Source organism: Sulfurihydrogenibium sp., from assembly GCF_028276765.1.
Taxonomy (GTDB): domain Bacteria; phylum Aquificota; class Aquificia; order Aquificales; family Hydrogenothermaceae; genus Sulfurihydrogenibium.
Genome location: NZ_JAPYVU010000023.1, coordinates 1 through 20,147 on the forward strand (window position 1 = coordinate 1; position 20,147 = coordinate 20,147).

The following is a 20,147-nucleotide window of genomic DNA, read 5'->3' on the forward strand; positions in this document are numbered from 1 at the left end:
CGCTTTACAAGTTGTTTATTATATTCTTTCCAGTCTCTTTTCATAAAAACCTCACCAATTTTTAAGTTTTTAGGTATAATTTTATATGATATTACAATTAAATTGTAAAAGTTTTTGGACAATATCGGGAAAATATTATATAAGAATTTAAAATCATGAAAATTGGAGGATAAAAATGAAAAAGAAAGTAGGAACATCTACCTACATTCAGAGAGTTAATATACTTGAAAGAAAGCTTTTAAAGCAGGTAAAAGAATTAGATAATGTTATGGAAAAACATCCAGAAATAATCTTTAGATTACAAGTTGTAGAATTTGATTTAAAACACTGTAGTAAAACTTGCAGTTAAAGCTTTTGGTGTATCAAAATCTACTATATACAGATGGATTAAAGAGTATAAAAGCAGTAATAACAATCCTTTATCTTTAAAAAATCGTTATGTATCAAAAAAAGATGTTGCAATATATGCTATGGTATAACACAGAAAGACCTCATCATAGTTTGAACAAAAAATCACCTTTACAATACTTTTGTGATATTATGAATTCAAGAAAATCGGAATTTTCCCAAACTGGTATGACTTATACAAGATATTTACTTTTTATATATTTTATGACATCATCTTTATTTTTAAACACTTCTTTTAGCTGTTTTTCAAATACATCTTCTAAAATATCCTTAAACAGCTTTGATGGTTTTAAGCCAAGTTCTATTAAATCTTCTCCTTTGATTAACGGTTTTTTCTCTACTTCAAAGATTTTTATTATTTTTTTATTTCTGCCTTCATCTACCAATGTTAATATAGCCGGCAAGTATTCTAAATTTATTTTCTTTAAAATTTTGTAAATCTGAAAAATGTCTTCAAGCTTCAAAATCTCATTAAAATCTTGAACAAATTTATCGCATAGCTTAGCTTCTTTATCAAAATGATACAGTCTAAGATTTTCATATATAAGCTCTGTTGGTAAGTGAGATAAAAGGACATATAAAAAGTTTGTTGTTTTGCTGTAATTGTAAGGTTTTAAATGCTGTAGTAAAACTAAATTATCTATAAGTTTTTGTAATAATATTTCTTTTTTTGAGTCAATATGTGTCTGAGTAAATATTTTATTTAAGACTTTATACTTATCATAAAGCTTTAGTATCTCGATAACTTTCTCTTCTTCAAAGGCAAGATTTAATTCTAAATTTATTCTTCCTTTTGGTGCAACTGATAACAATCCTTTTTCAACACTGTAAGTTAAAAGCTTTTCAGTGTTTTTTTCTAACTTAAAGTTAAACCTTCCTGCAAACCTTAATGCTCTAAGAATCCTAATTGGGTCTTCTACAAAACTTAAAGAGTGTAAGATTCTAATTCGTTTTTCTTTAATGTCTTTTATTGCATTAAAGTAATCAATCAAAATTCCATAGTTTGAGGATGTAATCTCTATAGCAAGGGTGTTGATTGTAAAATCTCTTCTGTATAAGTCTTCAAAAAGTGTTGCTTTCTCAACTTTTGGATATGCTCCCGGTGATTGGTATTCTTCCTTTCTTGCCGTTGAAAAATCAAGCTTTAAACCATTTTCAATCATTACCTGCCCTGTCATAAATTCGTTATAGATATAAAAAGTATAATTTTTATCTTTTACATACTCTTTTATTAAGGTAGGTGCATCACCCTCAACAATGATATCTACATCAAGATTTGGACGATTTAAAATAATATCTCTAACAACTCCGCCGATTATAAAGCTTCTATATCCAAGTTTTTGTGATAACTCTCCAATCTCCTTAAACTTTTCTATTAGTATTTTTGGAAAGAATTTCTCAAGTTTTTGTTTGAAATTGTAGGTTTTTAGATGATAATGGGTTAGATTTTCTTCCAGAATATCTTTTAAAAGATGTTTAACTATGTCTTTTTTGTAAATAACACCTATATATTTACCGTCTTTTATCACCGGGAAAATTTCGCTATTTATTTCCATCAATTTTTTTAACTTTAAAATGTTTAGGTCTGAGTAGTTTACAACATACCAATCTTCAGTAAAAGTTATTGCTTTTTCTTCTGTTAATCCGTGTTTTAATCCAAGTTTAACGGTTTGACTTGTCAAAATTCCTGCATATTTTCCATTTTGGTCTAAAACAATCATATATTTGTAAGTTTTTACTAAATTTTCTAATTCTTTAAATTTAGTATCAAACTTTATCTTAGGCAAGTCATCTATTATTAGATGCTCTAAGTTAAACGGTTCTTTTTCTAACAAATATATTAAGATTGTTTTTATATCCTCGTAGGAAAACCCTGTTATTTGGGCTGATGCGGCATATTTATGACCCCCGCCATCAAAATGTTTTAAAATTTTATTAACATCAATATTTTCATCAGCAGACCTGCCAATTATGGTTTTTTTGTTCTTTTGATTAATAACTACAAAGTAAGCGTCAGCATCTTCAAAGGCTTTTACATACTTTAATAAACCTGCTACATCATGGTTATATCTTATGGAAGTTTGTGAGATGTAAATTTTAAAATCTTTTATAGGTAAAAATTCAGCATTTACTTGTAGTTCTTTTAAAAGTTCTAACTCTGGTAAATCAAATCTATCTTGAATAACTTTCATAAATCTGTTTAAATCTATCCCAACTTCGAAAAGAAATTGATAAGCTTTTATATCTCTACTTGTTGTACCTTTGTACTTAAATCCTCCTGTATCTTCATATATCCCAAGGGCTAAGATTGTTGCATCTATGCTGTCAATCTTAATTTTTTCTCTTTTTAGTTTTTCTACAAATATCGTTGTTAAGGCTCCGGTTTTATAAAGATGAGTTTTATATTTTTTTGAATATGCTTTTTTTGGATGGTGGTCGTATATTTCTATTTCTACGTTTTCAGGAAGTGTTATATCTAAGAGTTGATGGTCTGTTATTATGGCTTTTGTTATTTTAGATATATCTAATTGATTTATTTTGATTATTTTATCTTTAAATTTTTCTGAGAATACATCAAGGGTTTTCTTTACTTTTAATTCATAACTGTTTGGTAAGAGGATTTTAAAATCTGGATTAAGTAAAGTTATAGCGTAAGCTGAGGAAAGCTCGTCTAAATCTGCTCCGTTTTGAAGGATTACTACTTGCAATTTTTCCTCTCTGTGATATAATATTTATCTCCAAATTGCCCAGGTGGCGAAACTGGCAGACGCGCTATCTTGAGGGGGTAGTGCCCGAGAGGGCGTGTGGGTTCAAATCCCACCCTGGGCACTTTATTTTATTCTCCTGCTACTGTAATATTTTCAACTATCAATGAAGGACTGCCAAGATTTCCATAAAATCTTAAATCATTTCCTACAAGTACAATATTATTTAGTATATCTAATATATTTCCGGCTATCGTAACACCTCTTACAGACTTAACGATTTCACCTTTATGATAGATAATTCCGGAAGCTCCAAGAGAAAAATCACCGGATATCGGGTCTGCTGTATGAAGTCCCATTAAATCTATTATATAAAATACTTCATCTGCATCGTCTAAAAATGCTTTAATATCATCTTTACCATTTTCTATATAAAAGTTTGTTATTCCAACAGATGGTAAAGTTCTAAAATCAGACCTTACGGCGTTTCCGGTAGATTTTAAGCCTGTTTTTTTAGCTGTATAGTTGTTATGTAAAAATCCTTTAAAAATACCATTTTCTATTAAAACTGTTTTTCCTTTTAAGTTTCCTTCTCCGTCGTATGTGGAACTACTAAATCCTTTTGGAAGTCTTCCATTGTCTACAAGCGTAAGCTTTTCATTTGCTACTTTTTTATTTATCTTATCTTTAAACAAGGTTTTATTTTTAATCAAAGCATCTGCAGTAAATGCTGATGAGAATGTGTCAAGGATTTCAACTGCTGCATGTGGTGGCAGCATTATTGTCATGTTTTTTGTAGCTATTGGTTTTGAGTTTAAAAGAGATACTGCATAGAAGACTGCCTCTTGTGCTATTTTGTCTAAATCAAGGTCTGATAAAAATCTTGTAGCGTTAAAACTCCATGATATCTGACTGTCTTCACCTTCTTGTGCAACGGCTGACACCATGGCTGAGTAGAATGTGCCTTTTTCTTTGATTTCTACTCCAAAAGAATTTATTAAAACTGTTTCAATGATGCTTTCTACAAAGGTTGAACTTCTAACCGCTTTAATTCTTTCATCTTTTTGTCTTACAAGCTTTTCTAATTCAATAGATTTTTCTACTTTCTCTGAATATGTAAGATTTACTGCAAAAGTGTCAAAGTATTCTATTTTCTCTGATTCTTCAAGCTTTTCAACAAATCCGTTAGCCTCATCCTCAGAAGTAATCTCAGCAAGCTCTTTTGCTGCCTTAATACAATCAGCTATATCTTTTTCTTCAAAAGATGTAGAGTACGCAAATCCTTGAGACTTTCCAAATAATACTCTAACAGAAAATCCGGCATCTTCTGAAACTGATACTTTATCAAGTTTAAGGTCGTTTGATTGAGATTTTAATTTCTTATTTTTCAGGTAGAAAATCTCCCATCCATAGTCTTTTAACTCTTTTTTTGCTATATCTATAACTTTTTCTAAACTCATATTAATCTGCTCCAAACAAAATTTTATTATTAATATCTTATCATGTATGTCATATTTAAATTTTACCTTGATTGGAGAAAGTGAAGAAAATTAAGAAATTCTAAAAAATTAAATAAACAGACTAAAAATAATAATATCATACGTCGGGTGAGAAATTACCTCCATAGTGAGGGTGTTCCAAAAATCCACATCGTCATTCTGAGCGAAGCGAAGAATCTTATTTTTTCTTATTTTAAAAAGAGGAGATCCTTCGGTTTACAGCCTCAGGATGACACGGAAAGGTAAGCCTACGAGAATTTTGGAACAGTCTTCCTCCATAGTTTACTTTTTCTAAAAAAGCTATAACCAATAGCATATGCATAGAGATAAGCAACAAAAGTCTTAATCTTTCTCCATCTACTTGTAAGATTGAAATTCTTTTTTGAGAATTTACTGCTTCAATAATCATTCAAAAATCTAAACAATTTACTCATTTTGTGTCTTATTCTTAATGACCTTACCTCGTGATAGCTTGCTGGATGAAACCATATGTCATAAACCACACCATCTTCATCACAAACCACCATAACCAAAAGTCCATAGTAAATACTTTCGTCATAATAATAGTGATTCTTCTTCTTTCTGATTTTGATTTTCTAAACAGATGCCAAGATTGAATAGAAGGACAAATTAGAAATCTGGCAAGTGTAAGAATAGGAGTGTTTGAAATGTAGGATGTGATATATAAAGCTGCAAGCTGTAAATCAGATACCTTAGGTGGTCTACCTGCTTTCTTTTTTGATTGAACGTTTAAAAGTATAGTTAAATGCTCAGAGATTTTTTGAAATATTGTAAAATAAAGATTAGAGTTTTGCATTTTTACTTCCTTGGTGGAATTTTTGCTATTACAATTTTAACTGCCACCAAGAAGTTTTTTTAGATGTTTTATTTATATTTGAATTTCTCACCCAAAGTATAGTAATTTAATAATAAGAATTTTAATAATCTAAGGAGGGTAAAGATGGAAAATTTAGAAACAGTTCATTTACAAGTAAAGGATATTTATTATCCACCGGAAGAGATCAAGAAAGAGTGTATAGTTCAAAACTACGAAGAGATGTACAAAAAATCTATTGAAAATCCTGATGAATTTTGGTCTGAAGTTGCAAATGAACTATTTTGGTATCAAAAGTGGGACAAGGTTTTAGAGTGGAATTTTCCTTATGCTAAATGGTTTATTGGCGGGAAAACAAACATCACATACAACTGTCTTGATAGACATGTTTTAAACGGAAAAAGAAATAAAGTAGCTTATATCTATGTTGATGAAGATGGAAACGAGAAAAAAATAACCTATGGCGAACTTTTGGAGCTTGTCAGTAGACTTGCAAATGGCTTGAAATCCCTTGGTGTCGGTAAAGGGGATAGAGTTTCTATTTATATGCCAAATACTATTGAAGCAATAGCAAGTATGCTTGCTTGTGCAAGGATTGGAGCTATACATAGCGTAGTTTTTGCAGGATTTAGCGAAGGGGCATTGAAATTAAGAATCAATGATGCAAAAGCAAAAGTAGTAATAACAGCAACCTACACAAAAAGAAGGGGTAAAAAAATACCATTACTTCCAACTGTAAAAGATGCAATTAAAGAGCTTGATTTTGTTAAAAAAGTTATTGTATGGGACAGGGATAATGAGCTTTCTGAAGATGAATACGGTAGCCATTATATAAACTTTCAAAAATTAATCAAGTCAAGCAGTCCTGTTTGTGAGCCGGAAGTTATGGATGCGGAAGACCCGTTGTTTATTCTTTATACATCAGGAACAACAGGAAAGCCAAAAGGCGTTCTTCATACAACAGGCGGTTATATGGTAAATACGTATTTAACAACAAAAACAGTATTTAACATAAAAGAAGATACAATCTATTGGTGTACAGCAGACATTGGATGGATTACAGGCCATAGCTATATTGTTTATGGACCGCTTGCGAATGGTGCAACGTCAGTAATAATGGAGGGTGTTCCGGTATATCCACATCCTGGCATTTGGTGGGAGTATGTTGAAAAATACAGAGTAAATGTATTCTATACAGCACCTACAGCCATTAGAATGCTTATGAGATTTGGAGATGAAATTCCAGCAAAATATGATTTATCGTCGTTAAAAATACTTGGTTCTGTTGGTGAGCCAATCAATCCAGAAGCTTGGATTTGGTATTATAAAAACATAGGAAGAGAAAAAGCTGTTGTAGTTGACACATGGTGGCAGACAGAAACAGGAGCACATATGATAACAACACTTCCATGTTACCCTGCAAAGCCGGGCAAAGCAGGAAAGCCATTATTTGGTGTGGTTCCGGCAGTTGTTGATAAAGAAGGCAATGAGCTTCCACCTAATACAGTGGGACATTTAGTGATTAAGAAACCATGGCCATCTATGCTTAGAACTTGCTGGGGAGAGCCGGAAAGATATGAAAAATACTGGAAAGAAATTCCTGGAGGTGTTTATTCAGCAGGAGACCTTGCTTCCGTAGATGAAGATGGATATATTATGATTCTTGGACGTGCTGATGACGTTTTAAACGTTGCAGGACACAGAATAGGCAATGCAGAGGTTGAATCTGCAATCGTTGAACATCCTGCAGTTGCAGAAGCGGCTGTAATTGGAAAGCCTAACGAAATTAAAGGTGAATCAATTAAGGCATTTGTCATACTAAAGGAAGGATATTCACCATCACAAGAATTAATCACTGAAATTAAAGAAACGGTCAAAGAGGTCCTTGGTGCTATAGCTGTTCCCGACGAAGTAGAATTTGTTGATAAACTACCAAAAACAAGAAGTGGTAAAATAATGCGAAGAGTTTTAAGAGCCAGAGAATTAGGTCAAGAGCTTGGAGACATATCAACACTTGAAGATTAGGAGGTTAGATTGGAAATAGACAGAGAGCTTACACCTAAACAGATAGTTGAAGAGTTAAATAAATACATAGTTGGTCAGGAAGAAGCCAAAAAGGCAGTTGCAATAGCACTTAGAAATAGATGGAGAAGGCAAAAATTGCCTGAAGACCTAAGAGATGAAGTAATTCCAAAAAATATACTTATGATAGGACCTACAGGAGTAGGTAAAACTGAAATTGCAAGGAGATTGGCAAACTTGGTGAAAGCACCATTTATAAAAGTAGAAGCAACAAAATTTACAGAAGTTGGATATGTTGGAAGAGATGTTGAATCTATCATAAGAGAGCTTGTTGACGTATCTTTCAAGATGGTAAAAGCTGAAAAGATGGAAGAAGTAAGAGAAAAGGCAAAAGCTATAGCAGAAGAAAAGGTATTAGACTATCTAGTACCTAAAAAAACAAAAAGATATGGAACATTTGTTGAGGAAGAAGAATCGCCGGCAAGAGAAAAATTTAGAGAAATGTTAAGAAAAGGTCAATTAGATGATAAAGTTATAGAAATAGATGTAGAAGAAAAAGTTTCAGCTATTGTTGGGGGTGTAGTTGTTCCTGGTCTTGAAGATATTGAAAATCAGCTAAAAGAGTTATTTTCAAATTTAGGGCCTTCAAAAAGAAAAAAAAGAAGATTGACCGTCAAGGAAGCATTAAAAATTATAGAAAACGAAGAAGCAGAAAAGCTTATAGATATGGATGAAGTTCAAACCTTAGCAGTAAAAAGAGCAGAAAACTTAGGAATAGTATTTATTGATGAAATTGATAAAGTAGCAGCAAGAGGGTCGTCAAGAAGCGGTCCTGATGTATCAAGAGAAGGAGTGCAAAGAGATTTACTTCCAATAGTAGAAGGAACTGTGGTTTCAACAAAATACGGACCAGTCAAAACAGACCATATTTTATTTATAGCAGCAGGAGCATTTCATTTAGCAAAACCTTCAGATTTAATTCCAGAATTGCAGGGAAGATTTCCAATAAGAGTAGAGCTTAAAGCACTTACAAAAGATGATTTTGTCAAAATTTTAACAGAACCAAAAAATGCATTGATAAAACAGTATATAGCTTTAATGTCTACAGAAGGTGTTGAACTTGAATTTACAGAAGATGCAATTCAAGAAATAGCACAAATAGCTGAAGAAGTAAACGAAAGAACAGAAAATATTGGAGCAAGAAGACTTCATACAATTTTAGAAAAAATAATGGAAGACTTTTCATTTAACGCACCAGATTTAAAAGGACAGAAAATTGTGATAGATAGCAAGTTGGTTAGAGAAAAGCTTGGTAATGTGATTACAAACGAAGATTTAACAAGATATATATTATAAGAGGAGAGAAATTATGAAAGAAATGGAAATGCCAATAACTTTTGAAGAGCTTTTGAAAGATATAGAAATAAAAAATGCTGCATCTGCCTATGTTTTAATCGAAGCAAACCCGCCAGAAATACCAAATATTTTAAAAGCATTGTCAACAATAGAGAATGTAAAATCTGCAGATGTAGTAACCGGCATATACGACATAATCGTTTATGTTGTAGGTGAAGACCAAAATGAAATAGGAAGAATTGTTATAAAAGATATTAACCCAATTCCGGGTGTTAAAAAAGCTACAACTTGCATGGTAGTTAAATTATAAAGTAAAAGAAGCAGGAGATTCTTTGCACAGTTTTAGAATGCTAAAAGTGAAATTTTTAAAGATTGTTTTGAAAGATTAATGAATATTGGGGCAATTCATAAATTACCTCTACTTTCACTTTCCTTATCATCCCTGAGGACTTAAGTCAAAAAGAGTCTCTTTACATAAACTTATTAAAATCAAATTCTTGCCTAAGGCATAATTAAAAAATCCTTTAAATGACCTAAGACCCAATCGGGATTATTTTCAAAGAAATCAAATCTTAACTCAGATTAACCTTTTTAAATGAAATTGCTTACAAAAATCTACATGTCATTCTTCAGCCGGAGAAGAATCTCCTTTTTTACTCCTCTTTTTTCAAATAGAATAAAACAGGAGGCCATTCAGACTAAATCCTCAGAATGAGGGACAAATATTGAAATCCAAAAGGAGAGATTAGAAAAACCGGTAGTTAGTGGAGGCGGGGGGAATCGAACCCCCGTCCGGCAAAGGCCAAGCCCAAAGGGCTTCTACATGCTTAGCCTGTGATTAAGGTTTCGCCCTAAGCTCCTCCACAGGCAGAGGAGCTTAAAGCTATCCCCGTTAGGTTTCGAGCCTTCCCTCAGGGGAGGTTGGAAAGGCTCTATCCCGTATGTCTTACGCCCTATCCCAGCCTACGGGCAAGCCAGGTAGGACGTCGCTGCGTTAATTAAGCAGCGAGAGCGATTTCGCGTTCGGGAATTGTTTTGTTTTGGTTTTTTACGTAGTGACCTTCTACGGCATGCTTCCCTTTGCTCGCCGTTTGCCGTCGAACCCGTATCGCCCCCATATTCAATTGATAATAATATATTTAAACTTAAAATAATTTCAAGAGATTGGGTAAACCAATCATAAATTTGTTCATTTCAATGTTTACTAACAAGTACTCACCTATTCACTAAGACTATTCTAAAAATCAACGTTGTTATTCTGCAGCCGGCGACGAGTCTCCTATTTTTCTTTTCAAGTCAAAAAATCAAAAAGGTAAACTTACAGGAATTTTAGAACACACTCACTTATTCACTTAACAACTAAAACTGATTGACTAGCATATTTAACTATGTTTGAAGATGTGCTTCCTATCAGTAATCTTTTAAACCCGCCAACACCTCTTCTTCCAACTACTATTAAATCACTTCCTACTTCATCAGCATAAGTCATTATCTCTTCCGCCGGATCACCTTCCATTACTTTGTAAGTTCCATTTAGTCCTGCTTGGCTTACTTTTTGGATAGCCTCTTTCAAATATTTCTCTTCCTTAGAAATCTCTTGTTTTTCATACTCTTCAATCTCTTCAGGAGAAACATAGTCTATAGCACCAAATTCAAACATTCTTACAACACCTACTACGTGCAACTCAGCATTATTGCATTTAGCTAACTCTATGGCTCTATCTAATGCTTTCAAAGAATTTTCAGACCCGTCATAAGCAACTACAATTTTTTTAAACATAAAATCATCCTCCGTTAAATACTGTATGAATAACTTTTGTAACTATGTATCCACCAAAAAATAGGTATAAAAATAAAACCGATGCTGCATAGATTGGCTTCATACCGGCTTTTTTCATTTTTTCAATATTAGTCTCAATTCCAAGTGCCGCCATAGACATAGTTAATAAAAACGTATCTACTTGGTTAATTATATTAACATAAGTTTTGTCTAAAAGTGACATGGAATTTATTCCAATCATTGCAATAAAACCAAATACAAACCAAGGAATTGGAATTTCTCTTAAATTTACTCCATGCGTAGCATGCTTTTTTGCAAAGAAAAAGCTCAAAACTATAAGCAGTGGAGCAAGCATTATTACTCTCGTTAGTTTTGAAATTGTCGCCGTGTTAGCTGCAACATCAGATACAGCAAAGCCTGCAGCAACAGCCTGAGCTACTTCATGAACTGTTGCACCGGCATAGATGCCATATAAAGCATCATCCATTCCTAACAATAAACCAGCTTTATAAACAGCCGGATATAAAAACATAGAAATTGTGCCAAAAATCGTAACAGTAGCTACTGCCATAGCTGCTTGATGCATTTGTCCCTTTACTATTGGAGCGGTTGCTAATACTGCAGATGCACCACATATTGAAGAACCGGACGCAAGCATATAGCTCGTTTGCTCATCAAGTCCAAAAACTTTTTTAGATACATAAACTCCAAGTAAAAACGTCGTTAAAAGCATAATTGCATCGATTATAATTCCTTCAAGACCGACATCAATAACGTTTTGGAACGTTAGCCTAAACCCCAAGAAGATAATAGCAATTCTTAAAATTTTCTTTAAAGAAAAGTTAATACCCGGTTTTAAAACTTCCGGAATTTTAATTGAATTGCCTACAATTAAGCCGATAATAATCGCAACAATCAATGGACTAAAATTAACGGTAGATTTTACAATTTCTAAGTTAGATATAAACATTGCGATTACTGATAAAATAGCAGTAATCAGTATTCCCGGAATATAGTTCATCAAAAAAACCTCCCGAATTATTTGTTTATTCCGTAATTCTTGACAAGATAATCAATTATTTTTTCTGAATCTTCTTTGTTTATTGGTGCGCCAAGTTTAATCATTTTATTAACCTCTGCTTCCCAGCCTTTTCTGTCTAAAAACTTTGAATTCATCATAATATAGTCAACACTATGACATGCAGAGCAGTAAGCTTGAACCAACTCCTTATTTTTTCCTTCTTTTAATACTAAATTTTCTTCTCCGGCATAAGATATAGAAAATACTGCTAATACAATTGCAATAAATTTCCTCATTTTTAAATACCTCCTAATTAAATGACTTTTATATCTATTTTTTGAATAGCGTTATAACCATATCCATGAGGCTCCCAGATTGGTTCTATTGGTTGTGTTTGTCCAATGCTGTTTGTAGCCTTTACCATGATTGTATATTTTCCTTTTTTATTAGGCTTAAACACATAACTAAACTGTCTCCATGAAAACTTGCCATAATCTTTATCTAATTGTGCTTCTGCCCATGTTTTTCCACCATCTACAGAAACTTCTACCATTTTAATTCCATAACCACCATCCCATGTTAAACCTTTTACCTCTATTGGCTGACCTAACTTGAATACTTGCCCTTTTTCTATGTTTGTGATAATAGAGTTTATTGATATCTCTGTTATGGGCATATCTTCTGAGTTCATCTGAGACAAAAATCTCTCCCTTATTGGAAATTTATCGACAGAAACCCTGTAAGCGTTTTTCATCCAGAAATTATCTAAAGGAGTAGAAATTACCGTTATATCGGTTAAATGCTTCATCCAATAAGTCGCTGTCCAGCCGGGAACTACAAGCACGAGAGGATATCCATTTAAATATGGAATTGGCTCACCGTTCATCTCATAGGCAACTATTACCTCTTCTTGTGTAGCTTTCCAAACAGGAATACTTTTTACAAAATCAGGAGTTGTTGGCATAACACCAGAGTCAGCGCCATTATAGGCAACTTCAAGAGCGTTAGCCTTTAATCCGGCTTTATTCAAGATATCCTTTAATCTTACACCTTTCCACTTAGCATTTCCCATAGCTCCGTATCCCCATTGTACTCCAGGTGCATGTGGATTAAATAAACCTCTCATATTTCCAGAGCATGCTTTAAGGGCTACAATCTCAACTTGTTCAAATTTTGTTTTTAAGTCTTCCATTGTAAGTTCTAAAGTTTTTTCTACAGCATCTCCGGAGATTTTAAGCTTCCAATTTTTTTCATCGATACCTTGCGGTATGTTTGCAAGATGGTATCTAACAAAGAAAACATCGTTTGGAGTAAAGATTTCATTAAAGTATTTATATGGGGTCTCGTAGTTTGGAGCTCTAAAGGTTTTTTTTATCAAAGGCTTTTTTCCGGGCAAAGCTTCTAAAATTTGTTCTTTAATCGTTCCATCCGGAAGCAAATCTGCAGCAGGTCCTAAGAGAGATTTATTAACTTGAGCAAACATTTCCTTTGGAAGGAGTAAACCTGTTGCTGTCATAAGTAATCCTTTTTTCAATAATTCTCGTCTGTTCATGTATAGCCTCCTTAATAAACGTTCTTGTTAACAATCTACACAAATGGTAAGGTGAAATCAAATTTAAAATTTAAATAGAGGTATTTAAGAAATTTATAAAGTGAGTAATATCTTTTGATAGGAAATTGGTGATTTTTATGAAATTTAAATAATACCTCGGGTGAGAAATTCATTAAAAACATGAGATTTTTCGCCGGCTGCAGAATGACGAATAAGGTTGTCCTTCCTTTAACACTTATCAATCAATCTTTTCCTGTCATCGTATATTAAATATACCAAAAATTTTTAAACTTTAAGAGAATAAGTTTTATAATAATTACAGACATGGGAGAAAAAAGGAAGGACAGATCAAGTTTCTGTCATTAGTCTTTTAAGACCGCTGTAGGATGTTTTAGACTATCCTTCCTACAACTTCCTAAAACCTGCAGTAAGAACATTAGGCTTTTAAGCCTGTATTGATTACGATGATAGGTTATCAGGAAGTTTCTCTCATGTCAAGTATTTTATGAAAGGAGGTGCTTTTATGAACAACTATAAAATTGTCGTAGGAGTAGATGTATCTAAAAAATCATTTACTGCAACAGTATTGTATGATAACAAGAAAGAAACTTTTGAAGTTAAATCTGACCCGGTAGAGTTTGAAAAGTAGTAAATCCATTTTCAATAAAGAAGTTTATGGAAGCTAAAATGTCAAGAGTCAAAACAGATAAAGCTGATTCATACTACAACAGCAAAATATGGAAGAATGTTTTTTGATGGAGAGCTTATAAACCAAAACCAGATGTAGAAAAAGAAATAGAAGTAAAACTAAAGATATTAGAAGACTTAAAGCATCAGCTTACAATGCTAAGATATCAAATGGAAAATAAAAAAATTAAAGAAAAGTACCAACATAAAAAAGATAGAAATCTATATGCAAGAAAAATTCTATATTAGATTTCTAGCCCTTATGTCAGATATATTTTGAGATTTCTTCCAGCAACTCTAAAAGAACTCTTTTAACACTTTCTTTGTCCGTTGCAACTAACGGCAATACTTTTATTTCTTCTCCTAAATCCAAAGCTGTTCTAATATCTTCAGGACTCCATGCTCCTTTTAAATCTTGTTTATTTGCACCGACAACAAACGGAGCCGGATATCTTGCTTCAAAAAAGTTTATAATTCTTCTTGCCTCGTGAAATGTAGCAGGGTCTGTACTGTCTACCAATACAACCAATCCAACCATACCCTTACCAAGAATGTCCCACATAAAATCAAATCTTGCTTGACCAGGCGTTCCAAATAAATAAAGCGTATGTTCGTCATCTATTTTTATCCTTCCAAAATCCATAGCAACAGTAGTATGGTCTTTCTTTTCCTTTTCTCCAGGTTTTGTAGTTCTTGCTTCTGTTTTTACAGTTTCTATTTCACTAATTGTGTTTATAAATTGTGTTTTTCCTGCAGCGTAAGGTCCTGCCACTACTATTTTTATTTTCTTTTCTGCCATTTTACAACCCTTTAATCTTTGAAATTATTTTGTTAAGTAGATTTCTTGTTAAGTCAAAACCTATTTTTCTCTCTTTTTTCTTTTCTCTTTGTATGATTCCACAAGCCAAGAAACCATATAATGTTCTTTTAACTGTAAGCTCATCAAGTTTTGTGATATTAATTATATCTGCAACTTTATTTTTTCCATCTATTGCATGAAGTATTCTCTTTTCATGGTCAACTAAATAAGCTTTTTTTGCAATATTTTCATAATTAGGGGTTTTCTCAAATACTAAGTTTAAATCTGAAATCTTTCTTTCAACTTCCTCTTCAGTCAATTGTCTTGCAAGATACATTATTAACTTTTCAATAGGAATTAAAGGTTTTAAATCTGGTGGGTATTTTATAAACCCTGATGTAAAAGAAAACTTGCCTTCCTTAAGAGATAATAACTTAGGAAGTCTTGCCACTAAAACATTATATAGTTCTGATTTATCAACATTTTCTTTCTTCAATACGACCTCAAAATCCACGTCAAGATAAATGTAGAATACTTTTTTAACCTCTCTTATGTATACAATATTACCTTCTTTGAAGTAAACGGCAATATTATTATTATCCTGTTCTATTACAAGAATTCCATCTTTTTTATCTTTTAGCAAAACTTGAAATATGTCTACGAAATTAAATATCTTTAAATCCCCAGCTATCGCCATTACAAATCTCCAATTTCAACTTTTTAATTATTTTAACTCTTGTTCAAGTTTTTTTACAGTTCTATGAATTTCCATTAATAAAAGACCCAATTTTGCGTTAACTGGAGCAAGAGCTCCAAGAACAGCAACATCCTTAATTCCTGTAAATATAACATATCCAGTAGAACCTTTAATGTATAGCTGTTCAAGAGTTCCTTTGTTTAATTCTGATGTCACTCTTTCACCAAGTGATAATATAGCAGCACCCATTGCCGCTACTCTGTCTTCATCAGCAGAGCTTGGAAGCACGGATGCAATAGCCAATCCATCAACACTTACTAACACAGCACCCTCTGCTCCCGAGTCTCTAATGAATTCTTCGAGTAATTCTGTATATCTAACAGCCATTATTAATCCTCCATTAAAAATTTAATAAGAAATTTTTTGTATTTTCTATAAATAAATCTCTTTTTCTAAATTCTGGTATTTCTTCGGCCAGTAAATGAATAAATTTTAAAACTGAAAATTTGGTTGTATGGCCTTTTTGAAAAAACTCCTCTTTTCTTTTTTTGAATATATATTTCCCAAACGGTCCTACGATTTTTATAAATTCTTTTTCAATTTCGTTTAAAATATTATCAATATTAGATAAATTTTCTTCAGATTGATTTGGCTCCAAGATTTCGTTAATAGATGGTATAACAGATTCTTCTTCAATATTTGACTCCATAGATAAAATTTCTTCCAATGATGGAGGTCTATTTTCTATTATATTATTCTTTTGAAATTTAGATGCTTGGGATGCATTTTCTGTTGACTTTAGAGTATTTTTTGGAATGTCTTCCTTTTGTTGTATACTCTCTTCTATTTTACCCGATAAGACTTTTTCTAATTCATCTAAATCGGCTTGCAGGTTTTCTTTTTCTTCTGATTTAACCTGCTCTTCTACTGGCTTTAAATGTTCTTCATAATATAGCAATAGATCTTTTTCGTATTTTTTTAACTCTTTTGCAAGGTCTTGTGCAGCAATCTTTAGAAGTGAAAAGTTTGGCTTTCCAACATGAATAATGCCTATGGCAATTTCAGTTGTTATATAGTAAATCATTATCGAGAAATCTTTTCCTTCTGAAAATAAAAACTCTGCATTGAAATTTTTGATAGCAGTGTTTATTTCTAAAGAACGTTCTACCATTCTTGAAAAATATTCTTCTAGCTTTTCAGATTTTTTAATATACTTTGAAACTATAGCTTTTCCCTTAACAAAAATACCTATATAATAAGGTTTTATATCATTAAAAGGCTTATTTAAAAGATCTTCTAAAGTTTTTATTTCCATGCGGTTTAAAGCTCACCTTTTTCTAATTTTTCCATAATTGTTTTTAAGCTAATCCTCATCCTTTCAAAGGATTCAGCTAACTCTTCCAATTCATCTCCGGTTTTTTCTATCTTTATCTCATAATCAAGATTCCCCATACTAACCTCTTTCATAGCTTGAGATACTATTCTTAATTTTTTAACTATTGTATTATTAATCATTTTTATAATTCCGAAAACCGGGATTAAAAATAAAATTTGCGAGCCTATTAACGCTATCAAAGACTTATAAAGTTCTGATGTTAAAAAGAAAACAAGAACTGCTACAAAAATAGCACCTATAAATGAACCTCCCAAAATTATAAGAAAGATTTTTTCTAACACAGACTTTTTCATTTTACTTCCTCCCTTTTTTAGTATTATATACTATAGCTTTTTCGGAAATTTTTTAAAAACTTTAGAATATAAATTAGCATAAAAATTTCTATAACAATATTAATTAAATTCAAAACACTCGATATCCCATGGAAAGTTTTAAATCTATTATAGATAATTTTAGCTTCGTTTTGTTTTCCTTCATTTAAAAGGTCGTAATACTGTGATTTTAAACCTTCAGCTATAGGTAAAATTGCTCTATCTAAAGCCATTGAGATTAAAATTAAAACTGCAGCGGCTATAACAAACCACTTTAGCTTTTTAATAATTTCTTTTTCTCTTAGTGATAAGACGCCTACTAATGTGTAAATGATGATTCCTATTATCCAACCGGATTTAAAATAAAGGGGAAATATCTTGCTTACTATTTCCCCCGCTTCTTTTGTACTATAATGTGAAAAAATATAAGGAGTATATATAAAAGTTATAAATATACTTCCACATAAAAGACAAAGTAATAAAAATATTATTAAGCCATAGACATATTTATCCCACAAGCTCTATCCCGCTAAAGAAAAAAGGTATTTCATATGCAGCTGATTCCGGAGAATCTGAACCATGAACTGCATTTTCTCCTACATTAGTTCCGTAAAGCTTTCTTAAAGTTCCTTCTGCTGCTTTTGATGGGTCAGTTGCTCCCATTATTTCTCTAACTCTTGCAATTACATTCTCTCCTTCCCATACCATAGGAACTATTGGTCCGGAAGACATAAAATCACAAAGTTCACCATAAAAAGGTCTATCTTTATGTACAATATAAAATTGTCCTGCCTGTTCCCTTGTTAATTTTACTTTTTTTAGTGCAACAAGTTTAAACCCTTCATCCTCTAACCTTGAAATAATTTTACCTACAACATTTTTTCTTACGGCATCTGGTTTAGCGATTACTAAAGTCCTTTCCATCTAAATCCTCCTTAAATTTTTTTTATAGAATTATGATATCACAAGTCGTGTACAATTCAAAAGATGTTATACAGAAAATATTAAGAGATTTAACTAAGGCTTTAACCAAATCTAAGAATTGATTAGCTTTCTGACCGTCATTTATTAAACCGGCAAAAAATCTCTCCCTGTCTTTTCTTTTAAAAAACTAAAAGAAGAAAACTTGGATTAAAGCCCTCGTATAATTGTTTATTGTATTAGGCTTAGCAATCTTATTATATCTTGAGAGAGGAATTTAGCGGTTTTTATAAAAAAATGAGATCCTTCGGCCTTACGGCCTCAGGATGGCAAGGAAAGTTAAATTTATAAAAATTTTGGAACGCCCTCTCTCATAATTTGTGTTAATAGCTAAATTAACTATTCATTCCAGAAATAGCTAATTTAATTTCATGTAAAAGTTGAGCCGGCATTCTTATAGGATAGTGTACTTTATCTAAAACTTCTTCTGCGGAGTAGTTTTTAATTTTTACTCCTTTTAATCTTTCTTTTAATTCTGTAGTATCCTGAATTGGATATTTAATACCCTTAATATGTTTTAACACTGTATAAGCCCATGGAACTTCAAGAGCTTGAGCAACTTCTGTAGCTGTGATACTGCAGTAGTGAATTAATGTTTCTGCATCGCTACCTTCTTTGACCATTTTGTAGGCAAGTTTAGCAATACCGCCAGCTGTATGAACTCTTAATTCTTTGACTTCTTCTTTTGCTAATTCTTCCATCTTTTTTATTTTTTCCATTGCTAAGGTTGGGTCAGCTCTTAAAATATTTCTTACAGTGTTTTTCGTTAATCCGACTTTTTCAGCTATTTCTTCTTCTGTTTTAAGATACTCTTCTCTTAAAACTATGACATATGCAGACCTTGCTAAGCTTGGAAGCCATGTTAAAGTTCTAAACTCTGTTAGTTTGTTTAAGCCACCGAGTAAATCGATAGATTTGAAGAATACTCTACCGACAAGATGTTCTAAATCTTTTTCATTAATTTCTGTTGGTGGTAATCCTGTAATTTCAATAACCATTTTTCTATCCTCCTATAGGCTCTTTTATTTTAACCAATCCTGTTTCTGTGATTTCAAGAAAATGCGTTCTTGTATCATGTCCAGACATTCTACAACCATCAATTCTAAACAATCTAACAATATCTCCTATTTCTTTTTTATACATTTTTGCTTTATATGGAGAATCTATTAACTCTTTAGCTAAAACCATAGTTCCGTCCACTATATGACCTACCGCATAACCACCTGCAGCTTCAGCTGTTAACTCCTCATGACCGCTTCTCTTTTGAGATACAAAGATAGCGGTTTGATACCATTTTTTCATAAAATTAAATAATCTTCTAACTATTGCCCTTGCTAACATTTCTTTGTTTTCAAAAAGACCAGTTACTGAATCGATAACTGTAAATTTTACTTTGTAAGTTTTAATAACATAAGCTAAAGTAGCAAGTAAATCCGGTACATTTTCTCTTATTCTTGTCGAAGAGGCTGCATCGATTAAAATTATATTGTCCTGAAAATCGTCAAAATTTAATCCCATAGCTGCTGCCCTTAGCTTTAAAGAAGCAACAACAAAGTTAGCCGGAGATTCAACGGTAATAAATGCTACCTTATCACCCTGATTTGCACGGAAAACGGTAAACTGTTCTGCCATTAAAGATTTTCCTGTATCTGAGACACCGGTTAAATTCATTACAGAATATGCCGGGATTCCCTTTAATGACACTTTTTCCAACTTCTTTTTGACTGGTTTTACAATAAAAAATAAATCGTCTAAGCCTTCAATTCCTGTTGGAACTCCGTAGATTTCTGGAGCTTTTTCTAAGGCTTGAGAACCGGTAAAAACTGCTGTAAGGTCTGGCTCTGGTTTTCGCTGTTCTTCTTGTAATTCTTCACGATATTCGTCAGCCATCATATCCCCCTATAATTTAATAGTTTTATGCATAATTAATTTAATGCATAGTTTTACTATTTGCAAACACATCACCAATTTTTAAGTTTTTGAGTTATAATTTTTATGATTCTTGCTACAAGTTAATATCTTAAAAAAATCTATATGGAGGTTAACAATATTTGCTATTTTCTGTAAAAAGTGTAAAAAAATGTATAACAATAATGCA

Annotated in this window: 20 protein-coding genes, 1 tRNA gene, 1 other RNA gene and 1 pseudogene; 6 read left to right on the forward strand and 17 right to left on the reverse strand. The window is 32.2% G+C overall.

The window, feature by feature from the left end; genetic code table 11:
- Positions 1-175 precede the first annotated feature (175 nt).
- On the forward strand, positions 176-349 hold the full coding sequence (locus Q0929_RS05005) for a hypothetical protein (RefSeq protein ID WP_299238545.1): 174 nt from the start codon (positions 176-178) through the stop codon (positions 347-349).
- Between the two features lie 232 nt (positions 350-581).
- Here Q0929_RS05005 and Q0929_RS05015 read toward each other — a convergent pair whose 3' ends face one another.
- Positions 582-3,116 (reverse strand): DHHA1 domain-containing protein, encoded by a 2,535-nt coding sequence (locus Q0929_RS05015; protein WP_299238547.1) that lies wholly within the window; start codon positions 3,114-3,116, stop codon positions 582-584.
- 37 nt (positions 3,117-3,153) lie between these two features.
- On the opposite strand from Q0929_RS05015, the gene Q0929_RS05020 reads away from it, so the two are divergent.
- Positions 3,154-3,237 (forward strand) — tRNA-Leu (locus Q0929_RS05020).
- Between the two features lie 7 nt (positions 3,238-3,244).
- Here the strand turns inward: Q0929_RS05020 and Q0929_RS05025 are convergent.
- Together Q0929_RS05025 and Q0929_RS05030 are read right to left on the reverse strand one after the other, a co-directional pair.
- Positions 3,245-4,573 carry a TldD/PmbA family protein gene (locus tag Q0929_RS05025; RefSeq protein WP_299238549.1) on the reverse strand — a complete coding sequence of 443 codons (1,329 nt, stop codon included), beginning with the start codon at positions 4,571-4,573 and terminating at the stop codon, positions 3,245-3,247.
- A 496-nt stretch (positions 4,574-5,069) separates the two neighbouring features.
- The gene (locus tag Q0929_RS05030) at positions 5,070-5,429 is read right to left on the reverse strand and encodes a hypothetical protein (RefSeq protein WP_299238551.1); all 360 of its coding nucleotides are present in this window, start codon (positions 5,427-5,429) and stop codon (positions 5,070-5,072) included.
- 144 nt (positions 5,430-5,573) lie between these two features.
- On the opposite strand from Q0929_RS05030, the gene acs reads away from it, so the two are divergent.
- From acs to Q0929_RS05045, 3 genes are read left to right on the forward strand one after another with little or no spacing between them, the layout of a single operon-like run.
- Positions 5,574-7,472, forward strand: a complete 1,899-nt coding sequence (gene acs / locus Q0929_RS05035; RefSeq protein ID WP_299238553.1) for an acetate--CoA ligase — start codon at positions 5,574-5,576, stop codon at positions 7,470-7,472.
- A gap of 9 nt (positions 7,473-7,481) precedes the next feature.
- Positions 7,482-8,825 carry an ATP-dependent protease ATPase subunit HslU gene (hslU, locus tag Q0929_RS05040; protein WP_299238555.1) on the forward strand — a complete coding sequence of 448 codons (1,344 nt, stop codon included), beginning with the start codon at positions 7,482-7,484 and terminating at the stop codon, positions 8,823-8,825.
- Positions 8,826-8,838: 13 nt separating this feature from the next.
- Positions 8,839-9,135 carry an Lrp/AsnC ligand binding domain-containing protein gene (locus Q0929_RS05045; protein ID WP_007546784.1) on the forward strand — a complete coding sequence of 99 codons (297 nt, stop codon included), beginning with the start codon at positions 8,839-8,841 and terminating at the stop codon, positions 9,133-9,135.
- Positions 9,136-9,587: 452 nt separating this feature from the next.
- Here the strand turns inward: Q0929_RS05045 and ssrA are convergent.
- The 5 genes from ssrA to Q0929_RS05070 all read right to left on the reverse strand — a co-directional run bounded on the left by ssrA (position 9,588) and on the right by Q0929_RS05070 (position 13,178).
- Positions 9,588-9,941, reverse strand: a transfer-messenger RNA (tmRNA) gene (ssrA, locus tag Q0929_RS05050).
- 232 nt (positions 9,942-10,173) lie between these two features.
- A complete protein-coding gene (locus Q0929_RS05055) occupies positions 10,174-10,605 on the reverse strand; it encodes a universal stress protein (protein ID WP_299238557.1) in 432 nt (143 codons plus the stop codon).
- Between the two features lie 4 nt (positions 10,606-10,609).
- Positions 10,610-11,626, reverse strand: coding sequence for a YeiH family protein (locus Q0929_RS05060; RefSeq protein ID WP_299238559.1), 1,017 nt, complete (start codon positions 11,624-11,626; stop codon positions 10,610-10,612).
- Positions 11,627-11,643: 17 nt separating this feature from the next.
- Positions 11,644-11,922, reverse strand: a complete 279-nt coding sequence (locus Q0929_RS05065; protein WP_299225851.1) for a cytochrome c — start codon at positions 11,920-11,922, stop codon at positions 11,644-11,646.
- Positions 11,923-11,939: 17 nt separating this feature from the next.
- Entirely contained in the window at positions 11,940-13,178 is a 1,239-nt protein-coding gene (locus tag Q0929_RS05070; RefSeq protein ID WP_299238561.1) for a molybdopterin-dependent oxidoreductase, read from the reverse strand.
- Between the two features lie 523 nt (positions 13,179-13,701).
- Here Q0929_RS05070 and Q0929_RS08960 point away from each other — a divergent pair.
- Positions 13,702-14,045 (forward strand): annotated as a pseudogene (locus tag Q0929_RS08960) (IS110 family transposase); the annotation flags it as partial.
- A gap of 85 nt (positions 14,046-14,130) precedes the next feature.
- On the opposite strand, the gene Q0929_RS05080 reads toward Q0929_RS08960, so the two are convergent.
- The 9 genes from Q0929_RS05080 to Q0929_RS05120 form a co-directional block, all read right to left on the reverse strand.
- Positions 14,131-14,664, reverse strand: a complete 534-nt coding sequence (locus tag Q0929_RS05080; protein ID WP_299238563.1) for an ATP/GTP-binding protein — start codon at positions 14,662-14,664, stop codon at positions 14,131-14,133.
- A gap of 1 nt (position 14,665) precedes the next feature.
- Positions 14,666-15,361 (reverse strand): DUF4388 domain-containing protein, encoded by a 696-nt coding sequence (locus tag Q0929_RS05085; RefSeq protein WP_299238565.1) that lies wholly within the window; start codon positions 15,359-15,361, stop codon positions 14,666-14,668.
- 27 nt (positions 15,362-15,388) lie between these two features.
- Positions 15,389-15,748: a roadblock/LC7 domain-containing protein gene (locus tag Q0929_RS05090; protein WP_299238568.1), complete on the reverse strand. Its 360-nt coding sequence runs from the start codon at positions 15,746-15,748 to the stop codon at positions 15,389-15,391.
- 13 nt (positions 15,749-15,761) lie between these two features.
- Positions 15,762-16,676, reverse strand: a complete 915-nt coding sequence (locus tag Q0929_RS05095; protein ID WP_299238570.1) for a hypothetical protein — start codon at positions 16,674-16,676, stop codon at positions 15,762-15,764.
- A 5-nt stretch (positions 16,677-16,681) separates the two neighbouring features.
- Entirely contained in the window at positions 16,682-17,050 is a 369-nt protein-coding gene (locus tag Q0929_RS05100; RefSeq protein WP_299238572.1) for a HAMP domain-containing protein, read from the reverse strand.
- A gap of 23 nt (positions 17,051-17,073) precedes the next feature.
- Positions 17,074-17,586 carry a DUF4149 domain-containing protein gene (locus Q0929_RS05105; RefSeq protein WP_299238574.1) on the reverse strand — a complete coding sequence of 171 codons (513 nt, stop codon included), beginning with the start codon at positions 17,584-17,586 and terminating at the stop codon, positions 17,074-17,076.
- Positions 17,576-17,992 (reverse strand): nucleoside-diphosphate kinase, encoded by a 417-nt coding sequence (ndk, locus tag Q0929_RS05110; protein WP_299238576.1) that lies wholly within the window; start codon positions 17,990-17,992, stop codon positions 17,576-17,578. Before ndk ends, Q0929_RS05105 begins: the two co-directional genes overlap by 11 nt.
- Positions 17,993-18,384: 392 nt before the next feature.
- Positions 18,385-19,047: a bacterio-opsin activator gene (locus Q0929_RS05115; RefSeq protein ID WP_299238578.1), complete on the reverse strand. Its 663-nt coding sequence runs from the start codon at positions 19,045-19,047 to the stop codon at positions 18,385-18,387.
- A 4-nt stretch (positions 19,048-19,051) separates the two neighbouring features.
- Complete coding sequence (locus Q0929_RS05120; protein WP_299238580.1) at positions 19,052-19,939, reverse strand: KaiC domain-containing protein; 888 nt, start codon at positions 19,937-19,939, stop codon at positions 19,052-19,054.
- Between the last annotated feature and the right edge of the window lie 208 nt (positions 19,940-20,147).

Coding starts and splice junctions, on each gene's coding strand:
- Q0929_RS05005 (WP_299238545.1), top strand. CDS start 176: ATGAAAAAGAAAGTAGGAACATCTACCTACATTCAGAGAGTTAATATA.
- Q0929_RS05025 (WP_299238549.1), bottom strand. CDS start 4,573: ATGAGTTTAGAAAAAGTTATAGATATAGCAAAAAAAGAGTTAAAAGAC.
- Q0929_RS05030 (WP_299238551.1), bottom strand. CDS start 5,429: ATGCAAAACTCTAATCTTTATTTTACAATATTTCAAAAAATCTCTGAG.
- acs (WP_299238553.1), top strand. CDS start 5,574: ATGGAAAATTTAGAAACAGTTCATTTACAAGTAAAGGATATTTATTAT.
- Q0929_RS05045 (WP_007546784.1), top strand. CDS start 8,839: ATGAAAGAAATGGAAATGCCAATAACTTTTGAAGAGCTTTTGAAAGAT.
- Q0929_RS05055 (WP_299238557.1), bottom strand. CDS start 10,605: ATGTTTAAAAAAATTGTAGTTGCTTATGACGGGTCTGAAAATTCTTTG.
- Q0929_RS05060 (WP_299238559.1), bottom strand. CDS start 11,626: ATGAACTATATTCCGGGAATACTGATTACTGCTATTTTATCAGTAATC.
- Q0929_RS05065 (WP_299225851.1), bottom strand. CDS start 11,922: ATGAGGAAATTTATTGCAATTGTATTAGCAGTATTTTCTATATCTTAT.
- Q0929_RS05070 (WP_299238561.1), bottom strand. CDS start 13,178: ATGAACAGACGAGAATTATTGAAAAAAGGATTACTTATGACAGCAACA.
- Q0929_RS05080 (WP_299238563.1), bottom strand. CDS start 14,664: ATGGCAGAAAAGAAAATAAAAATAGTAGTGGCAGGACCTTACGCTGCA.
- Q0929_RS05085 (WP_299238565.1), bottom strand. CDS start 15,361: ATGGCGATAGCTGGGGATTTAAAGATATTTAATTTCGTAGACATATTT.
- Q0929_RS05090 (WP_299238568.1), bottom strand. CDS start 15,748: ATGGCTGTTAGATATACAGAATTACTCGAAGAATTCATTAGAGACTCG.
- Q0929_RS05095 (WP_299238570.1), bottom strand. CDS start 16,676: ATGGAAATAAAAACTTTAGAAGATCTTTTAAATAAGCCTTTTAATGAT.
- Q0929_RS05100 (WP_299238572.1), bottom strand. CDS start 17,050: ATGAAAAAGTCTGTGTTAGAAAAAATCTTTCTTATAATTTTGGGAGGT.
- ndk (WP_299238576.1), bottom strand. CDS start 17,992: ATGGAAAGGACTTTAGTAATCGCTAAACCAGATGCCGTAAGAAAAAAT.
- Q0929_RS05115 (WP_299238578.1), bottom strand. CDS start 19,047: ATGGTTATTGAAATTACAGGATTACCACCAACAGAAATTAATGAAAAA.
- Q0929_RS05120 (WP_299238580.1), bottom strand. CDS start 19,939: ATGGCTGACGAATATCGTGAAGAATTACAAGAAGAACAGCGAAAACCA.